This window comes from Empedobacter sedimenti (genome assembly GCF_030005555.1).
Classification (GTDB): Bacteria; Bacteroidota; Bacteroidia; order Flavobacteriales; family Weeksellaceae; genus Empedobacter; species Empedobacter sedimenti.
Genome location: NZ_JASCQG010000007.1, coordinates 75,910 through 96,062 on the forward strand (window position 1 = coordinate 75,910; position 20,153 = coordinate 96,062).

The 20,153-nt window shown below is 29.8% G+C and carries 16 protein-coding genes; 13 read left to right on the forward strand and 3 right to left on the reverse strand.

Annotation, left to right across the window (positions count from 1 at the left end; translation table 11 throughout):
• Positions 1-7: 7 nt before the first annotated feature.
• From tssO (QHG34_RS08230) to QHG34_RS08270, 9 genes are all read left to right on the forward strand, one after another.
• The gene (gene tssO / locus QHG34_RS08230; protein WP_282629699.1) at positions 8-514 is read left to right on the forward strand and encodes a type VI secretion system TssO; all 507 of its coding nucleotides are present in this window, start codon (positions 8-10) and stop codon (positions 512-514) included.
• A gap of 17 nt (positions 515-531) precedes the next feature.
• Complete coding sequence (gene tssO, locus QHG34_RS08235; RefSeq protein ID WP_282629700.1) at positions 532-1,038, forward strand: type VI secretion system TssO; 507 nt, start codon at positions 532-534, stop codon at positions 1,036-1,038.
• Between the two features lie 47 nt (positions 1,039-1,085).
• Entirely contained in the window at positions 1,086-2,003 is a 918-nt protein-coding gene (locus QHG34_RS08240; protein WP_282629701.1) for a PKD domain-containing protein, read from the forward strand.
• 9 nt (positions 2,004-2,012) lie between these two features.
• Positions 2,013-4,391, forward strand: coding sequence for a type VI secretion system protein TssR domain-containing protein (gene tssR, locus QHG34_RS08245; RefSeq protein WP_282629702.1), 2,379 nt, complete (start codon positions 2,013-2,015; stop codon positions 4,389-4,391).
• A 145-nt stretch (positions 4,392-4,536) separates the two neighbouring features.
• A complete protein-coding gene (locus QHG34_RS08250) occupies positions 4,537-5,211 on the forward strand; it encodes a response regulator transcription factor (protein WP_282629703.1) in 675 nt (224 codons plus the stop codon).
• A 3-nt stretch (positions 5,212-5,214) separates the two neighbouring features.
• Complete coding sequence (locus QHG34_RS08255; RefSeq protein WP_282629704.1) at positions 5,215-6,552, forward strand: sensor histidine kinase; 1,338 nt, start codon at positions 5,215-5,217, stop codon at positions 6,550-6,552.
• Between the two features lie 80 nt (positions 6,553-6,632).
• Positions 6,633-7,883 carry a TolC family protein gene (locus QHG34_RS08260; RefSeq protein ID WP_282629705.1) on the forward strand — a complete coding sequence of 417 codons (1,251 nt, stop codon included), beginning with the start codon at positions 6,633-6,635 and terminating at the stop codon, positions 7,881-7,883.
• Position 7,884: 1 nt separating this feature from the next.
• The gene (locus QHG34_RS08265) at positions 7,885-8,976 is read left to right on the forward strand and encodes an efflux RND transporter periplasmic adaptor subunit (protein WP_282629706.1); all 1,092 of its coding nucleotides are present in this window, start codon (positions 7,885-7,887) and stop codon (positions 8,974-8,976) included.
• A gap of 2 nt (positions 8,977-8,978) precedes the next feature.
• Entirely contained in the window at positions 8,979-12,074 is a 3,096-nt protein-coding gene (locus tag QHG34_RS08270) for an efflux RND transporter permease subunit (RefSeq protein WP_282629707.1), read from the forward strand.
• A 55-nt stretch (positions 12,075-12,129) separates the two neighbouring features.
• On the opposite strand, the gene glsA is transcribed toward QHG34_RS08270, so the two are convergent.
• A complete protein-coding gene (gene glsA / locus QHG34_RS08275; protein ID WP_282629708.1) occupies positions 12,130-13,161 on the reverse strand; it encodes a glutaminase A in 1,032 nt (343 codons plus the stop codon).
• A gap of 158 nt (positions 13,162-13,319) precedes the next feature.
• On the opposite strand from glsA, the gene QHG34_RS08280 reads away from it, so the two are divergent.
• Entirely contained in the window at positions 13,320-15,560 is a 2,241-nt protein-coding gene (locus QHG34_RS08280; protein WP_282629709.1) for a PAS domain-containing sensor histidine kinase, read from the forward strand.
• Positions 15,561-15,665: 105 nt separating this feature from the next.
• Positions 15,666-15,992: a hypothetical protein gene (locus QHG34_RS08285; RefSeq protein ID WP_282629710.1), complete on the forward strand. Its 327-nt coding sequence runs from the start codon at positions 15,666-15,668 to the stop codon at positions 15,990-15,992.
• A 40-nt stretch (positions 15,993-16,032) separates the two neighbouring features.
• On the opposite strand, the gene QHG34_RS08290 is transcribed toward QHG34_RS08285, so the two are convergent.
• On the reverse strand, positions 16,033-17,142 hold the full coding sequence (locus tag QHG34_RS08290; RefSeq protein WP_282629711.1) for a patatin-like phospholipase family protein: 1,110 nt from the start codon (positions 17,140-17,142) through the stop codon (positions 16,033-16,035).
• Between the two features lie 53 nt (positions 17,143-17,195).
• Here QHG34_RS08290 and QHG34_RS08295 point away from each other — a divergent pair, with 53 nt between their 5' ends.
• A complete protein-coding gene (locus QHG34_RS08295; RefSeq protein ID WP_282629712.1) occupies positions 17,196-18,080 on the forward strand; it encodes a helix-turn-helix domain-containing protein in 885 nt (294 codons plus the stop codon).
• Between the two features lie 4 nt (positions 18,081-18,084).
• Here the strand turns inward: QHG34_RS08295 and QHG34_RS08300 are convergent, their stop codons facing one another.
• The gene (locus QHG34_RS08300; RefSeq protein ID WP_282629713.1) at positions 18,085-18,519 is read right to left on the reverse strand and encodes an energy transducer TonB; all 435 of its coding nucleotides are present in this window, start codon (positions 18,517-18,519) and stop codon (positions 18,085-18,087) included.
• Positions 18,520-18,647: 128 nt separating this feature from the next.
• Between QHG34_RS08300 and ccoG the strand changes: the two genes are divergently transcribed.
• Positions 18,648-20,099 (forward strand): cytochrome c oxidase accessory protein CcoG, encoded by a 1,452-nt coding sequence (gene ccoG, locus QHG34_RS08305; RefSeq protein WP_282629714.1) that lies wholly within the window; start codon positions 18,648-18,650, stop codon positions 20,097-20,099.
• Positions 20,100-20,153: the final 54 nt, after the last annotated feature.

The following is a 20,153-nucleotide window of genomic DNA, read 5'->3' on the forward strand; positions in this document are numbered from 1 at the left end:
AAACATAATGACTACTACTGGCCAACAAAAACTAAACAAAAAAGACGTAAGAAAAGGAACACTACATTTCTTTTTGTCCTTTATCATCTTGTGTTTTTTCTCTTTTTTCTCAATCTTTTTATTTTTTAAAAGTTCTGAAGTTCAGAAAGATAATATTCAATCTGAGTTAGAGCATTATCGTAATATCATAAGTCGTAATGAGATTTTGAAATCTAAGTTAGATACGGTTTATATTAAAATGGATAAGCTTTCGAAAAAACAAGTTGAAAACGAAATATTCTTACGTAATTCTTTGGTTCGTGATATAAAAGAATGCCAAATTGTGATGGGAGAAGATAGTATAAAAGAGTTTAAGCAATATGCTTCTCTAGTTAGAAATCTTAGAAAGATTGTCGAATTTAAAAGTGAAATGATGACGACAACTCATGAAGAAGAGATCGCTTTACGAGATTTGAAAGAATGTAATAGTAAAGTTACGGAACTGAATAAAATTTTATCTCGATATACTCAATAATTATTAAATAACTACCTATGCAAGTACAAATTACATTATCAAAAAAGGAGAAAAGACATTATTTTTCTTATCTATTAGCTATGTTATTCTTTGTTTCGATTTTGTTGACAGTTGTTTTTATCAAAAATTTTGAGTCACCATTTACAAATCGAGATTTTATTACGATACAAACTCTTAACGAAAAAAATAAGTTTGACGAACAGCAGGATTTAGCACAACCAATTCTGGATAGTACTTTTGTTAAAATTGACAAACTTAAATTAGATAATAAGAATTCATTAAAAGGCTATGAATTAGAAAATAGTATTAGTGATATTGCTAATTATTTTGAATTGAGTTCTACGAAAGATCAACGAAAAGATTCTTATCTACTGGTTGCTAAATACTATAAAATGTATTTAGATGATAAAAAGTTTGAAGCAATCAGAAAAGATAATGTCGGAATCTATAAAAAACAGTTCGAAGAATGTTCTATCGGATATCAAACTAAACAACAACAAATTATTCAATTATCAAATAAATAGAAAAAAAACTTTATAATAATAATCAATCAACTAAAACTTACCAAAGGATGAATTACATTCAGAAAAACAAAACGAATATAATGATTGGGGTTACAGCATTATCCGTAATAGGAATATTATTGTATCTGTGGCTTCAGAATAGAAATAATATAAATTCAGAAGACATAAACGCGCAAGTTTATCCAAATACGATTAATGTAGGCGATTCTTTAATTTTTAAAGATAATACTGATAATGCCAAAACAATCAAATGGGATTTTGGTGATGGCTTTACATCAGATGACAAAAGTGGTGTACACTTTTTTAAGAAACCAGGATATTATCAAGTTAATGTATTGATTAATAATAAATATCCTAAGACTTTTCCTATATTAGTTTCGACAAAAATAGAACAACCTAAACCTGGAGAAATAACACCTACTTTAATAGAAGCACCATCTGAAGTTTTACAATTAGCTAATGTCTTATTTACTACAAATAATACGACAGCAAAAGAATTTAGATGGAAATTTGGAGAAACTGGAGGAATAGACTCATTTGATCGCAATCCTTCTTATTCGTATAAAAAACCAGGAGATTATCTTGTTACTTTATATACAAATGAACAAGTTGAAGGAATAACACATCGTATTAAGGTGATTAAAACTGTTGGAATAATAGAGACTGGTCCTATTGTTCCGAAGGTTGAAATAGATCCTACAATTGCAATTAACAACGATTTTAAATATCATTTACAACAAATAGCGAATGGTAAAGACTTTAATGAGCATTATAACTATTTATTACGCACTTATTTATGTAACAAAGATAATGCGCAAGTTGTAGCTAATGATAAAAACGGCAATTTCTACTATTATACTACTGGTTTACAGTTTGATAAAAATAATGCAATCAATGAAGTGAAGGTTACTTTAGATAAAAATATCAATTGTGTAAATAAAGTAGAAGTAAAACAAAGCAAATAATAACCACCTATGAAAAAAATAATCTTACCATTAACACTTATACTTCTTACATCTAATTTATTAACAAGTTGTAGTGTTAAATTACCTGCTCAACGAACGCCAAATCAATCTGTTTATGGTTTTATTGAAGAGACAAAAGTGATTGATGGTTATCCTAAAAAAAATGCACCATGGGTAGTTATCTCTGATCGTGAGAATAATACCGTTTATATGGATAAAAGTGACCAGAAATCTCCAAAAGAGCTTAAGTTTTTGGAGCCACTTTTAGTGTTAAAACACAATAAATCAAATGGCTTAGTAAAAGTAGCTGAATATGTTTCGGATGCTTTGATGAAGAAAACGCCTAAAAAATCTATTAAATCTTATGGTTGGATTCCAGAAGATCAATTGTTATTATGGACAAAGGCTTTAAAAAATCAAGATAATGGTTTTACAGTTAAAGCATCCTTAGTTCCTAATAATATGGATGTGATGAAAACAGGAGATAAGTATTTAGCAAATGATTCTGTAATTGTCTATACATCACCAACTTTAACACAAGCAACAAAAAAGAAACTGCCTATTGGTCAACTTGTTTACATTTATAAACAATCAGAAAATAATAAACGATACTTAATTGGTAAATCTCCTGAAATTAATATTGATAGCTATGAAGATAATGTTTATGGTTGGATAAGCTCTAATATGGTTTCTTATTGGGGAGAGAAATCTGCTATTAAAATCGCGAATCAAGAAAATTATGATTCGATTGTAAATAAAATTGCAATTAATCGAGTAGTTGTTGATCCGTCAAATAGAAATAATTATCTTTTAAAAAATGTTTATTCTGAAAAACCATTGGAACGAATTATTCCAATTTCTTTGAAGGATGCAGAACAAACAGAAAAAGGCAAGTTAAAATATTATACAAATGTTTTAGATTACAGTAAAAACTTTGTTTACAATGTTGCTGGTAAACAAATCTATTATAATCGATACAAAGAAATTATCACTGAGAATAAGAACTTAAATGTTGTATTTGCACTAGATATTAGTGCTCAAAACGCGAAGAGTGGAGCTATTGCAAAATCTGTTTTTCAAGATTTTCAGGTTAAACTAAGTAATTTAAGTTATTATAAAAATATCAAATATGGTGTTGTTTTGTATAAAAACAATTCATGTGGAGATAATTTAGCCGTTTCAGAGTTGTCAGATAATTTGGATGTTATTTCAAAATTTATTGATACTAAATCTAAAGAAATGAAATGTAACGGTCCAAGTGGACAACCATATCAATTAGGTTTAGCTGCTGCTGGAAATTTATTAAGTGATTATCCTGATCAAACAAATATTGTTGTAGCAATTGGTTCTACAGCTTCTGCAAGTGCTGGCGTTTCTGATGCAATTCTTAAATTGTCGCAAGCGAGAGCTAAAGTTGTTGCTTTTCAAACAATTTCTGGATCAGAATCTGAATTTAATAATTTCGTTTTAGCTTCAGAAAATGTTATTACCAATACAGCGAAAAATGTAGCAAAACTAAAAATGGATAAAATTGTTGATCAAAATGAGGTTACAAATAAAAATAACTACAATTTGGTTGGTAATGATGATGGTTTTTATTCATTAGATTTTCCGAAAACAAGTATGACACAAGGTTTTGTTATTTATCCTAAAAAAGGAGAAATGGCATCAAATAATTTACTTGCAAAAGCGATGGATAGTATTACAGCTCAGGTTACTTATGAAAATAAGGAAGTTGATGCATCATTAACAAAATACTTTAAATCAAAAGTAGGAGTGTCTAAAACAGAAATTAAACCAAATTTTAGAGGTTTATATCCTGGTGCTCCAAATCCAGTTCCAGCAGAATTTGCTACAAACTTTGTAACATTAGATAATCCATTTTTATTAAAAGGTCAAATTGATAAAAACTTAAAATATAGTCCGTTAATTGATCGTGGAATTTTGATTTCATCAGAAGAATACGAGAGTTTACGTCAGCTTTATTTAAATATTTATCATGAGACAATTATTAAGAATAGAGATTTTAATCAAAGTGTTGCGATTAAACGTTATATGAAGATTATAAAAGATAATTATACAACGTTAAAAGATTTTCAGCCAAAAGATTTAAGTAAAAAAACAATGGCTTATGCAATTGCGTCTAGTACTGGTTATGACACGTATAATGAAGATATTATGACACAGTATACATTAGCAAATTGGAGAAAGAAGAGTGTTATTGATCCAGCTATTGTAAAAGAGTATTTTGATAATTATAAAGTGTTAGCAGATAGAATGCTAGAGAATAAAAACAATAAGAAAATTTTAATTCAACAAAACGGAGAAACGTACTATTGGTTAAATCAATATTTTTTACCAAATCTGTACAATATTCACGTTGAATAAAATACATCTGAATATTTTTTTTGCAAAAGAAAGCATCTTGTCATTTGGCAAGATGCTTTTTGTTTAGATTAGAATGTCATTAGAAATTAAAGATTGTAAATTGTATTGCTTTCAAAATGAGTAATTTTGCTAAAAGCAATGATTTATGCAGATATTGGTAATTGAAGATGATAAAAGAATAAGTGACTTTTTAATCAAAGGATTAGAAGAGAATTCTCATTTAGTGACTTTATGTAAAGATGCCGAATCTGTTTTGGAGCATTTTACAACGATTCAGTTCGATTTGATTATTTGCGATATTATGTTACCTAAAATGGATGGTATTCAGTTAGTTCAAACGCTGCGTTACAAGGCTGTAAACACACCAATATTAATGTTAAGCGCTTTAAATACCGTACAAGATAAAGTTTCTGCTTTAGATTATGGTGCGGATGACTACATTACGAAACCTTTTCATTTTGACGAATTATTATCACGTATTAATGCACTAACAAGACGTAGTCAAATTAATAAAATGAGTTCAGAACCTAATAAAATTGAGTTAGGTGATTTGATGATTGACTTGGATCAGTACAAAGTATTAGTAAATAACCAAGAAGTTGATTTATCTCCTCGCGAATATAAACTACTTATTTATTTAATAGAAAATAGAGAAAAAACGGTAACAAGAGTACAAATATTGAATGCTGTTTGGGGAATTACGTTCGATAATCACACCAATGTAGTGGATGTTTATATCTCATATCTAAGAAATAAAATAGAAAAGAATTATAAATACATTTATACTGTAAAAGGTGTTGGGTATTTATTTAAAGTTTAGTGTATGAAATTAAAACATCGATTAACACTATATTCTATTGTTATTTTTAGTGTTGTTATACTTATTGTTTCTGCTATAATTTATTTCTCTTATTACACTCAAATGGAGAAAAAAGAGATACAATCTCTGCAAAGTAAATCTCTTTTAGCTGCGATTTATTATCTTGAAAAAGACGAATTACCAATATTAGAGCATGAAAATGTAAAAAATCAATTACAAAAAACAATTTCTCGTAAAAATATTGTCATCTACAATGACTCTAACCAAAAGTTTGATGGAAATATGAACGAGAATTTAGTTATTGAGCCAGATTTTATCGAAAGTGTAAGGAAAAATAACAATGATTTTTTTGTAACAGATGATTTCTTTTATAATGGAATTTATTATCACGATAATCAAGGAGATTTTGTTGTAATTGCTCGCGAGTCTAAAAAAGATTTTAATGAACAATTGCAATCTTTGTTACATATCTTAATCATCGTTTCAGTAATTGGACTTGTTTTTATCTATTTTTTTTCTAATTATTTAGGTTATATTGCGTATCAGCCAATTGTGCGTGTGGTAGAGCAGTTAAAAGAGCGTGATGTAAAGAATTTGAATAAACCATTGGTTTTAAAAAGCTCTTATGCTGAAATTGAAGACTTAGTCAAAACGTATAATCTACTTACCGAAAGAATTTCGCAAACTTTTCTAGTTCAAAAAAACTTTATAGATTATGTTTCGCACGAATTAAGAACGCCAATTACTGCATTATTAGGTACACTAGAGGTTACTAACCAAAAGTCGCGTAACATAGAGGAATATCAAAATGTACTCCTTCAACTAAAACAATATACCAACGATTTACATGATACACTTGATCAAATGATGTTGCTTTCAGGTGCAAAAACCAATTTTGAGTTTGAGACTATCCGTGTTGATGAAATTGTTTGGAAAGTAATTGAAAATGCAGTTTTGTATCATAATGCTCAGATAAATGTTGATTTGCAAGTCGAAAATGATACGTTATTAACCATTCAAGGGAATGAAAAATTGTTAGAAGTTGCCTTTAATAATTTAGTGGGAAATGCAATCAAGTATTCTGATAATTTGCCTATTCAAATTCAGTTTTTAGAAATTGATGACAAATTACAAATTCAGATTATCGATCAAGGAATTGGAATTGACGAGAAGGAAATCAATCAAATCACTCAGAATTTTTATAGAGGAAAAAATACGCAAGATTATCAAGGAAAAGGAATAGGACTTTCTATGTCAAATATTATTCTAATTTCACATCAAATCAAGCTTAAAATAATTTCAAATCATCCAAAAGGAACGATTGTTCAATTGTATTTTTAGAATTCTAATTCAATTCTAATTTAACTCAAAATTAGCCTTAATCTTAGGATTATAATTTTGCTTCATAAAACTAAAATGAAGTGAAAAAGTATGTGCTAATTATATTGATATCAAGCGTTTTTCAAGTAACAAACGCGCAGTCAATTACATTAAATCAATTAGAAGCGTCTTTCCTTAGTCAGAATACATTATTACTTTCTTCTAAATATAATGTAGAGAAAAAAGAAGCAGAAATTATACAAGAAAAATTGTGGGACAATCCAACTTTAACGCTTTCTGAGGTTAATTTATGGAAAACTTATCAGGTTGAAGTACAACCAAATCTTATTGGTAAGTATGGAAAAAATCAGCAATTATCTGTCGAGTTAGAGCAAATATTTGTTACAGCCGGTAAACGTAAAAAGCGTGTTGCAATAAAGGAATTAGAGAAAAATAATTCTTTATTTGAATACGAAGAATTGTTGCGCGAACTAAAAAAAGATTTACGACAATCCTTTATGTCATTGGCGCGATTAAGTAAAGAGAAAGAGCAATTGAAAAATACAATTTCTCTTTTTACCGAAATGAATAATCAATACAAACGTCAGGCAGCAATCAAAAATGTTCCTAAAGCAGATTATTACAGATTACAATCAGAGTTAATAGGATTACAAAAAGATGAGCTAGAGATTGAAAATAAAGAAATAGAATATCTTCATCGAATAAAGCTTTTGACACATTTATCAGAACTTTCTTTGTCTGACATAGATTTTTCAACTTTTGATTTTGCTCCCACAGAACTTCCATTAGATTTTTCTCCATTAATTTTTAAGGATAATGTTGGGCTAAAAAAATTAAACAATGAAGTTGAGATTTCTGAGAAACAATTTGTGCTAGAAAAAGCGCAGAAAACGCCAGATATTACTTTGCATGCTAATTATGATAGAGGCGGAAGTATTATGCGAGATTTTGTGGGAATTGGCGTAAGCCTTGATCTTCCGATACTGAATAACAACAAAGGAAATATCAAACTTGCAGAGTTGACTATTTCTCAACAAAAACTATCACAATCAGCGTATTTACATGAGTTAAATACTACTGTCAATCAGTTATCAGAACAAATAAAACGTTTTCAAACATCATTGCAAAACTGGGAAATCTTGAATAATGAAGGACAAGCAGAAATGGTTGAGAATTATCAAAAACATCTTCAAAATAAGCAAATTACTCTATTAGAGTTTATCGATTTTATTCAAGCAAATAGAGAGGCAAAAAAAGCATATTTAGAAGCGCTTGAAGATTATCAACTTACTCGTGAAGAATTAAATTATATCATCGGAAAAGAAATCTAAAATGAAAAAAATAGTTTACGTTTTATCAGTTTTCATGTGTCTGTTTAGTTGTACTGATCAGAAAGAAAAAACTGAAACTGAAGAAAAAAAATCGACTTATTGTTTGAATGAACAATTGAAGAAAACAACAGAAATAACTCCAATTCTTGAAAAACCAATTCAAGAGCAATTAAGTTTATCAGGTAAAATTGAATACAATGAGAATGATTTAGTTGCTTTCAAAAGTTTACTGCAAGGAGTTGTTGATAAAGTAAATTTTGAATTGAGTGATTATGTTCAGAAAGGGCAAGTTTTGGCTGTTGTAAAATCAAATGAAGTTTTGGAATTGACTCAGCAAAAACGATTTTTTCAGAATCAGTTAGAGTTATCGCGAAAACAATTGAAAACTAAAAAAGAATTGTTAGCGGACGGAATGACATCACAACAAGACGTTACAGCAACTGAACATGAAATTCAATTAGCGCAAATAGAATTGGACAAACTGAATGCAACATTAGGAATGTATCGAGCAGTAGGAAACGGACAATTTCAAATTATTGCGCCTAAAAATGGATACATTGTTCAAAAAAACATGAGTGTTGGTCAGTCAATTACTCCAGATTCTGACGCTGCTTTATTTTCTATTTCAAACTTAAAACAAGTTTGGGTAATGGTTAATATTTATGCAAATAATTTGCAATATATAAAACAAGGCGACATCGTAAAGGTAAAAACCTTGGCTTATCCAGATCGAGTTTATTCAGGAAAAATTGATAAAATCTACAATGTTTTTGATGATAACGAACACGTCTTAAAGGCAAGAGTTGTATTAGAAAATAATGATTTGAACTTGATGCCAGGTCTAAGTGCCGAAATAATTATAGATAAACAAAATGTTATAGGAAAAGGATTTGCAATACCTAATAATGCAAAGGTATTTGAAAATAACAAAGAATATATTGTTGTTTATACAGATGATTGCCATTTAAGTGTCCGAAAAATAACAACTATTGCTGCTAACGAAGAATACACTTTTGTTGAAGAAAAATTTGCTCCAAACGAGAAAGTTGTTTCAAAAAACGCGTTGTTGATTTATGATGAATTAAATAAATAAAGATGAAAAAGTTAGTACAAGCTGTCGTAACTTTTTCGTTGCGCAATACGACATTTGTTTTATTTGCAACTTTAGCACTTTTTTTTGGTGGTATATATGCGTTAAAACATACACCAATAGAGGCTTTTCCAGATGTAACAAATACGCGAGCACGAATCATTACACAATGGCCAGGTAGAAGTGCAGAAGAAATGGAGAAGTTGGTAACATTACCTATTTCTAAAGTAATGAATAGTATTCCGAAAAAGTCAAGTCTTCGGTCAATTTCTTTGTTTGGTTTATCTGTTGTAACAGTGCAATTTGATGATGAGGTTGACGATTTCTACGCACAACAATATGTCTCGAATAAACTGAGTGGAGTAGATCTTCCTACTGGGGCTGATGCTTCAATAGAACCTCCTTCTGGTGCAACTGGTGAGATTTTTAGATATGTCATAAAAAGTCCACTTCCGTTAAAAGAAGTCACAGCAATACAAGATTGGGTAATAGAGAGGGAATTACTTTCAGTTCCTGGTGTTGCAGATGTGGTGAGTTTTGGAGGAGAAGAAAAAACGTATGAAATAAAAATCAATCCAACCGAGCTGAAAAATTATGATTTATCTCCTTTAGATGTTTACGAAGCCGTTTCAAAATCGAATATAAATGTTGGTGGAGATATTATTCAGCAAGGCGATCAAGCATATGTTGTGAGAGGTGTAGGTTTGTTAGATAAAATAGATGACATCGGAAATATTACGGTAAAATTAAATGGAACAACGCCAATTTTAATCAAGAATGTTGCAGAAGTTATTGTTTCAAATAAACCAAGATTAGGACAAGTTGGTTTTAATTCTGATGATGATTTGGTAGAAGGTATTGTTGTGATGTTACGAGGCGAGAATCCTTCTGAAGTTATTACAAATTTGAAAGCAAAAATTGAAGAATTAAACACAAGAACTTTACCAAGTAACGTACAAATTGAAACAGTTGTTGATCGAACTAAATTGGTTGATAACACAGTACAAACGGTTACAAAAAATATTATCGAAGGTGTTTTATTAGTTTCACTAATCGTTTTCATCTTTTTGTACAATTGGAAATCAACTGTAATTGTAGCTTCGGTTATTCCATTATCCTTTTTATTTGCAATTATCATGTTAAAAATACAAGGATTACCAGCGAATCTTATTTCGATGGGGGCCTTAGATTTTGGATTGTTGTTAGAAGGAACACTGGTTATTGTAGAAACAGTTTTTGTGGCGCTTGCAACTATGCAGCACAAAGTAGGAGCAGAGCGCTTCGCAAAGATGAGCAAGTTGGGAGTAATCAAAAAAAGCGCTGGTAGTGTCGCTTCTTATATTTTCTTTGCTTTAATTATTTTGATTGTTGCATTACTTCCTATTTTTTCTTTTCAGAAAGTAGAAGGTAAAATGTTTACCCCATTAGCATTTACACTTGGTTATGCTTTGTTAGGATCACTAATCTTGAGTTTAACTTATGTTCCGGCGATGTGTAAATTATTGTTTACGAAGAATATTGAAGAAAAAGAGAATTTTATTTCAAAGTTTTTTACAAAACTTATCTATTCATTATTCAATTTCTCATTCAAATGGAAAAGAGCAACGCTTATTGCATTTATCGGAATTCTTTCTCTTTGTGTATATAAATTTATGAATTATGGTTCTGAGTTTTTACCTCAGTTAAATGAAGGATCTGTTTATGTAAGAGCAACTTTACATAATAGTGTTAATTTAGAAGAATCGACGCGTTTAACCAAAGAAATGAAAAATTTGTTACGCAAAGAGTGTGATGAGATTGATTTTATTTTGACTCAAACTGGTCGACCAAATGATGGAACGGATCCTACAGGTTTTTTTAATATAGAATTTAATATTCAGTTGAAAGATGAAAAAGATTGGAATCGAAAGATTTCAAAAGAAGAAATCATACAAGAAATGAGGACTAAATTGGATCAATATCCTGGAATTACCTTTGGATTTTCGCAACCAATTCAGGATAATGTCGAAGAATATGTTGCGGGTGTAAAAAGCTCATTGGTTATTAAAATTTTTGGCGATGATTTGTACGATTTAGAAAAATATGCCAATAAAGTAGCTGCGTCTATTACAAAAGTAGAAGGTATTACAGATATCAATGTGTACAAAAATATTGGTTTACCAGAACTCAGAATTCAGTTAAGTGATTCTAAAATGGCAAAATATGGCGTAAATACAGCAGAAGTACAAGCTGTAATTGAGATGACAATTGGAGGGCAAGCAGCAACAAAGTTTTATGAAAATGATCGACAATTTGATGTAATTCTACGTTTTGATGAAGCTTATCGTGATACGCCTAAAAAAATTGGTAATATTTTGATCCCAACAAGTAATGGACAAAATGTGCCATTGCAAGAAATCGCTACAATTGGTTACCAGACGGGACCTGCGTTTATTTACAGAGAAGGAAATAGCCGTTATATTGGCGTTGGTTTTAGTATTGATGGAAGAGATTTAGGAAGTACAATTGACGAAGCCAAAAAAGTAGTTGATAAAGAAGTGAAATTACCGAAAGAAAACTACATGGAATGGGCAGGAGAGTTTGAAAGTAAAGAAAGAGCATCAAAACAATTGATGACAGTAATTCCAATCTCTTTAATCTTGATTTTATTATTGTTGTACAGCAATTTTGGAAATATTCGCGATACAGCAATTGCTTCAATTACAATTCCGTTTGCGTTTATTGGAGGGTTTTTATCTCTTTGGATTACAAATACAATTTTTGGGATTTCTGCCGGAATTGGATTAATAATTTTATTTGGAGTTAATACAATCAATGGTATTATTTTAATCGCTGTAATGAAAGATTATCTAAAATTTAATTCACTTCGTCAAGCGATTACATTGGGCGTTAAAAGTAGAATTCGATCAATATTAATGATTGCCTTAATGGGATCTTTAGGTTTGTTACCAGCAGCCTTATCTACAGGAATGGGGTCTGAGATACAAAAGCCTTTAGCGATTATGATTGTCGGAGGATTATTAATTTGTTTAGTCTTATCTTTTACTGTTTTACCAGTTGTGTTTTTCTATTGTTATCAAAAAGACGAAAGTCATAAATAATTCTGAAATATTATTTAATTTTTGTTTGAGAAGCGGGCTTTTGCTCGCTTTTCTATTAATCAAATAATCCTAATTTATATTCATTTACTAAGTCCAAAATCATATGATAACCAGCTAAAGAGTTTCCATGTTCGTCTAATGAAGGGCTAAAAACGCCAATCCCAATTTTTTTGTTAGGTACAGCAACTGTAATTCCACCACCAACACCAGATTTACTAGGTAAGCCCACTTGGCGAGCATATTCACCACTAAATTCGTACATACCAGCAGTCAACATCTGAGATTCGATTAATTTTGACATTTCGATGTTAAAGTATGTTTTATCACCATCAAATCGTGTACAATGATTTGCAAAGAAATACCCGATTTTTGCTAAATCTTCTGCAGTAATTTCAATCGAGCATTGTCTAAAATAATTATCTAGTTTATCTTCAGTTCCATCGATAAGACCACTGTTTTTCATGATGTAAAACATTCCTCTGTTTTTATGTCCAGTTTCTTTTTCTGAGTCATAAACAGACGAATTAATATCAATTGAAGGATTTTTAGTGATAAAACGAATCATTTCAAGTATTTTTTGATACGGAAGATCTTTTTCACCAGAAATCAGAGAAGTTGTCAAAATTGCACCAGCATTCATCATCGGATTCATCGGTTTACCATTTGTATCTAAATTTGCAAAATGGTTAAAAGGTTTATCAGTTCCGAAATAGCCCATTTTTTCAAATACTTTTTCCTCGCCATTTTCTTTCACAGCAACCATCAAAGCAATAATTTTTGAAATACTCTGAATCGTGAATTTTTGATTAACATCGCCTACACTGATGATCTTTCCATTCGAATTAACAACAGAAAAAGCAATTCTATCAGCTTGCATTTTGCCAAGTTCAGGAATATAATCTGCTACTTTTCCTTTCGAGTAATAAGCTTTGTTTTTTATTAAATTAGAAGTCAAATATTCTTTTGTAATGACTTTTTGACTCGTAATTTCTTTTGTAGTTTTTTGAGCAGAAATTGTTGAATAATTTCCGAAAAATGATGCTAAAAAAAGACCGAATACAACACTGGATTGCTTAATATTTTTCATTATTACTAAAAAGATTTTACACGTTTTATTTGACGATTATTGCTGCTTGCAAATAAACAAATAAATTAACTTGTTTGATGAATATTAATTGGGGAAAATAGATGAAATTTACTAACTTTAATTGTTGAGGGTTAAAAATTTTGAGTAATCTAAATTATATGAGTTTTTTTGAAGAAAATATTCTTTCGCAAAATTTTTTTAAAGACGTGTTAGAGCAAAATCCAATTGGTTTTGCTTTTATTACGAAAACTAATTTTGAAATTGAATATGTAAATAATGCTTTTCAGTCACTTTTTTCTGCTTCAGAAGTGTTTGTTCATAAGTCTTTTGAACAAATTCTGAACGAAAATAATGTAAAAAAAGAGATTTGGATTGAAAAGCTAACTGAGATTTTTTCATCAGAATATATTTCTTCAGATGCAATTAATTTTCCAATAAAACCATTTGAATCTAATCAATATTTTGACGTTTTTATTTCTCGCGTTTTAGATAACAAGAATGAATTTTTGGGCGTTAACTTATCTTTGATATCAGTCTCTGAAGAAACATTTTATAAAAGAAAAATAGCTGAAGTTTCAAATAAATTTGATTATATCGTATCAAACTCACTTACATCTACCATTATTTTTAGTGGACTAGACCCTATTGTTGAAATAGCAAACAAGAGGATGTTAAATTTTCTTGGTAAGAATAACGAAATTGTAGGGAATAGAGTATTTGATATTTGGCCAGAGCTATTAGAGCAGTCATTTGATGAGCTTTATCGTGCCGTTTATTTAGAAGGAAATGAACTCCTTATAAATGAAGTTAGAATGAGCTTTGTCATCAATGGTGAGCGAATTACAAAGTATCTCAACTTATTTTTGAAACCCAAAAAAGATCAGAATAAAAAAGTTTTTGCAATCATTATGTCTTGTGTGGATGTAACCGATTTAGTAGAATCTCGTTCAAAATTATACGAGAGTGAAGAAATGTTGAAACTTTTTATCGAAAATGTACCTGTTTCAATTAATATTCTGGAAGGCGAAGAATTGGTTTATAAATTATCAAATAGTATTTCTAAAGAAGTTTGGGGGTTTGATATAGCAATTGGCAATAAAGTGAAAGATACAGTTCCTTATATACAAGAAAGACCTATTTATAAAGATTTGTTGAGGGTTTACAATGAAGGAGTGCAAATTGAGAAAAAAGGACATCATTTTATTGATAATTTAGGGAATGCGCGATATGTAAATTTCATTCTGAAACCAATTAAAGATAAAAAAGGAAAAACTAAATACATTTTGACACTTGGTTATGATGTGTCTCAGGAAGTGATCTTTAAGCAGCAATTAGAAGAAAGTGAAAATAAATTCAAGGCACTTTCCAACTTTATGCCACAAATAGTATGGACGGCTACAGAAGACGGTGTTGTTGATTTCTTTAACGATTATTGGTATAAATATTCTGGTTTACCAAAAAGCTCTAATCCAAATACTAGTTTTTGGGATTTTGTACACCCAGATTCGGTAGATTTAGTTAGAAAAACATGGACAGAAACGGTTGAGAATAATGTACCTTATCAAATAGAGTATCAATTAAGAGATCCTAGAAACGGAGATTCTTATAGATGGTTTTTAGCCAGAGCAATTCCGCTTTATGATGACTTTGATAGGATAAAAATGTGGGTAGGAACATGTACAGATATCCATGATTTTAAACAATTACAGAAACAAAAAGACGATTTTTTAGGAATAGCAAGTCACGAGCTTAAAACACCATTAACAAGTCTTAAATTATATGCTCAGTTTATAGAGCGTAATTTAAAGAAAGCAAATGATATTGATAATGCCGGATTAGCCAAGAAAATGGAGCTGCAGATTAATAAATTAGAAAATTTAATCATCGATTTACTTGATTTAACTAGAATTCAGAATAATAAAATGCAATTAAACATCACAAAGTTTAATTTGGTTGATTTGATTTCAGAATTGATAGAAGAACAGCAGTTATCAGTTGATCATAAACTTATTGTAACACAGATGAATTGTTGTGATGTTTTTGCAGATAAAGATCGTATTAGCCAAGTTGTAATTAATTTGATTAGCAATGCAGTTAAATATTCTCCAGATTCTGATAAAGTAGAAATTTCTGTAAAACGAGTTGATAATAAAGCACAAGTTTGTGTAAGAGATTTCGGGATTGGTATTCCGGAGAATAAACTTTCCAAAATATTTGATCAATACGTAAGAGTAGAAAATGGGTTTGAGAATGTTATTTCCGGACTTGGTCTTGGATTATATATTTCTTCAGAAATTATCAAGAAAAGTGGAGGCGAAATTTATGCCTTATCTAAAAACAATGAAGGTTCAGAATTTTATTTTGAATTACCTCTTCTAGAAGAAATAAAAAGCTTTTAATAATTCGAAAAAGTATTTCATAATATTTTCAAATAATTGCATAAAAGAGTTATCTTTATTGTATAAAATTGAAGTTTTAATAAATTTGAGTAAACATTTTGGGATATGAAAAGAGTATTTTTTGAAAAAGATAGCCACAAGGATTATTTATTTGTAATAATAGATAACGAGAGAGATTTAGAGCAAATTTATAATGTTGATAACTTTACTGATGAAACAGGTCGCGAATACGTTTACACTTTGATTGGAGAAAGAAAATCATTAACACCAGAAAAACTAAATGGACATGTAGTTCCGTTAGTTAATGGAAAGTTTAAAAACTTTCATACAGAAGTAGATGTTAATTCAGCAAGTGACTTTATCGAGAGTATTATAGATAACCGTGAGTTAAATAAAGAACAAGAAATTTTTGTCTATGTTCGTAATAAATAAAAATTGCAAAGCCTTTTTCTGAGTAAGAAAAAGGTTTTTTTTATGTAGGTAATTCAACTTTATTAAAAATGAGTTTTTGTACAACTTCATCCAAATGTTCTTTATTTTTGGCGACATAATCGTTTGCTACATCCAATAATGTTTTGATATTACTATTTGATACATTTCCTAAATCTAGTGAAGATTCGGGTATTTCAGGATTAAATCGATAATAATTATGTTGATACTTTGGTTTTAACAAATTATACATACTCTTCATTTCCATGTCAACCATATCAACACCAGTAGAAATAAAAATATCGACCAAAGGATCAACCCATTTAGATTTTGAGATGCCAATTAATTGTTCGTGTTTATATGATTTAGCACGAGATCCATTTCCGATAGAAATAGTAATAAACTCCTGTAAAGATGCTACACCGTTGTATTTTAAATCATCTTTTAAATACTTGCTAAAGTTAATTTTTTGAGTTTCAATAAAACCTACAAATGTTGGATTATTAGCGAAAACGCCACCGTCAATACAAGAAAAATACTGATCAGCAAAAGATTTAATTTTAGCAGGCTCAAAATAGGTAGGAGCTGCAGAAGAAGCACGACAAATATCTTTAACATAAAAATTTCTGAAAGGTGAAATACCATCAATCGAATTGAAAATTTTAGGTTTTTGATGCTCAGTATCATAAGAAACAAACGAACAAGGACGAATAAGATCTTTTAATTCCGTTTTTCCAAAAACTAAACTAAGTTGTTGTTCCAAAACAACTGTAGAAATGGTGTCTTTAAAAACGGCTAAAGGATTATTGAGAATTGTCCAAAATGTTTTTGAAAAAATATTTTTTCCTTCTCCTAGATAAATATTCAAAGCATCTGTGATAGAGTGTTTTGCTTTTCGAGAATGATCTTCAGAGGGCATTAACAGTAGTGATCCAATTAATGCACCAGTACTTGTACCAGAAATAAAATCGACATAATCTCCAATTTTGGCATCAGGACAATCTTGCTCTTTTAGTTTATCTTCGATATATTTTAGAATCACACATGAGATGATTCCTCTAATTCCTCCACCATCTAACGAGAGTAAAATAATCTTTTTCTCTTTAAATTCCATTTTAAACAATCTAAATTGAATTAAAGTTAAAGATTTCATTTTTAAAACAACATCAATTCTTCGTATTTTTACAAACTAATGCATTGAATTGAATGGATAAACAGCAATTTCCAGTTTTTGATATTTGTAATTTAAATACAGAAAAAAATAGTAACGAATTGTTTTCTATCGACTTTTTTAGAGGTTATGTCGAAAGTAATCCACATTTGCAGCAAGTGCATAATCATCATTATTATCATTTGGTTTTTTTTACAGAAGGAAGCGGTGAGCATTTGATTGATTTTGAGAAGTTTGAAGCGAAAGCTGGTACAATGTATTTTATGAAACCAGGACAAGTACATCAATGGCATTTTAAAGAAAAATATGATGGATTTGTAGTTAATTTTTCTGCTAATTTTTTGGATTGGATTGGAATAAATTCAATATTACTTCAAAAATTTAGATTTCTTCAATCAATCAGAGTTCAAGATCATGTTGTTGAAATAAAGCCCGAATTGAGAGCTACAATTTCTACTTATTTTGAGAAAATGATGGTTGAAAATCAATTAAATGATACATTTTCAAATTTAAAAATTGGATTTACTTTACTTGATTTATTTATAGATATTGATCGAAATTTGGTAGAAAGTGATCTTGTAGCTAAAAATAATCAATCTTCTGTGTTGTTGGATAATTTTCAGAATTTGATTGACCAAAACTTCAAAACTAAAAAATTACCAAAAGAATACGCAGAATTGTTGCATGTAACACCAAATCATCTTAACGCAATGTGTAAAGATATTTTAGGGATTTCTGCTGGAGAATTAATACGAACTCGTATTGTTTTAGAAGCAAAAAGATTGCTGGTTAATAAGGAAATATCTGTGAGTGAAATTGCTTATGATTTAAACTTTCAAGATGCATCTTATTTTGTCAAATTCTTTAAGAAGTACACCAATTTTACTCCCGAACAATTTCGTAAACAATACTATAACTAAGAATTTATTTCAAAGAGTATTCGATTGGTAAACTGTAATTTAGTTTAACTGAATTACCATTTACTTTTGCAGGTGTAATTTTTGAATTATTTTCTGTTTGTTCTTGATTAATTCTTAATAAAACTTCTCCTACAATTCGTCCTAAAATTTCGTTTCCAGAAACTTTAATGTCGCTAAAGTTTCCTTCTTCATTGATAACGAAATTCACTTTTGTAAAAATACGACCCGAAGCTTTTATTATTTTATCTAGTTTAATTGCAGAGAGTTTTTTCTGTACATCATCGTTCAAGTTTTTATCAAAACAGCTTGGTAAATCATTGATAGAATCTTGACAAGTTGGATAAATAGGAAACTGATCAACTGTTTTTGCGTTGTAAACATCTTGCGACAATGCGAAATTGAAAAAGAATAACAAAGGTAGTAGGAGGTAAGATTTCATAGATAATATATTTAGGTGGTTGAGATCAGAATGACTTTTATCATTCTGTAAATAATACCATATTATGCATAAATAGTGCCAAGATAAAGTAGGTATTGGGAAGTAACTTTGCAATCTAATACAAGAGTATGAGTAATTTGAATCAAAATATTCAATTTAATGTAGCAGAGGAAAACGAAAAATTTCGTACCGAAGTTGCTACAATGGAGAGAAATGGTACAAGAAAATGGGTTTACGCAAAGAAGCCGTCTGGGAAATATACGAATTATCGTACAATCGTTTCAACCATTTTATTGGTTTTGTTAGTTGTGCTTCCTTTTATTAAATTACCAAACGGAAATCCACTTTTTAAGTTTGATGTGTTTAATACAAACTTTGTACTTTTTGGATATCCATTTTTTACAACAGATTTTTTCTTACTAGCATTTGGTATGATTGTTAGTGTGGTTTTCATTATTCTATTTACGACTGTTTATGGTAGATTGTTTTGTGGATGGGTTTGTCCTCAGACAATTTTCTTAGAATTTGTTTTTAGAAAAATAGAGTTTTTAATAGAAGGCGATCGTAACAAGCAAATTCGTTTAGATAAACAAGATTGGAACGAAGAAAAAATACTGAAGCGCGGAAGTAAGTGGATTATTTATTACTTTATTTCATTCTTCGTTGTCAATATTTTTATGGCTTATATCGTTGGAGCAGATGCTTTAATCGAAATGATAAAAGATGGTCCTGCAGAACATAGTGGTAAATTTATTGGTGTTTTTATTGTAAGCTGGTTATTTTATTTTGTATTCGCTTGGTTTCGCGAGCAAGCTTGTACACTAGTTTGTCCTTATGGTCGTTTTCAAGGTGTTTTGATTGATAAAAAAACAATTCAAGTCGCTTACGATTACCGCCGAGGAGAAGGAGAAAAAGGTCGTTCAAAATTTAAAAAGAACGAGGATAGAAAAGCAGAAGGTAAAGGAGATTGTATAGATTGCGGACAATGTGTTGCAGTTTGTCCAACTGGAATTGATATCAGAAATGGATCGCAATTAGAATGTGTCAATTGTACAGCTTGTATGGATGCCTGCGACGAGATTATGACGAAAATTGATTTACCTAAGGGGCTTATAAAATATGCTTCTGAAGATAATATAGCCGAAGGAAAACCTTTCCGAATTAATGCAAGATTGATCTCTTTTACTGTTATTTTGGTTGCAATGATTGCAGCGATGGGAGTCTTCATGATGAACAGAAGTGAGGTTGAGGTTAAGTTTTTACAAGTTCCTGGAAAAGATTTTACAGTTGAAGGAAATTATATTACCAATACATTACAATATAATTTAATGAATAAAACAAATCATCCTTATCAATTAACGGTTAAAGTAAAATCTTTCGAAAATGGAAAAACGGAGATTTTGAACGAGCCAGGTCAATTTATCAAAATAGATGAAGGTGAATTGAAACAAGGTTTAATCAAAATTAAAATTCCGAAAAAAGATTTGACATCTTATAAAGTTCCGGTCGATTTAGAAATAAAAGATCAAAACGGAAAATCAATTGATGATTATGTCATCAGTTTTATGGCGCCCTTTTAATATTCAATATATCATTTTTACACAAAAAATCCTTACAAGTTACTTTGTAAGGAT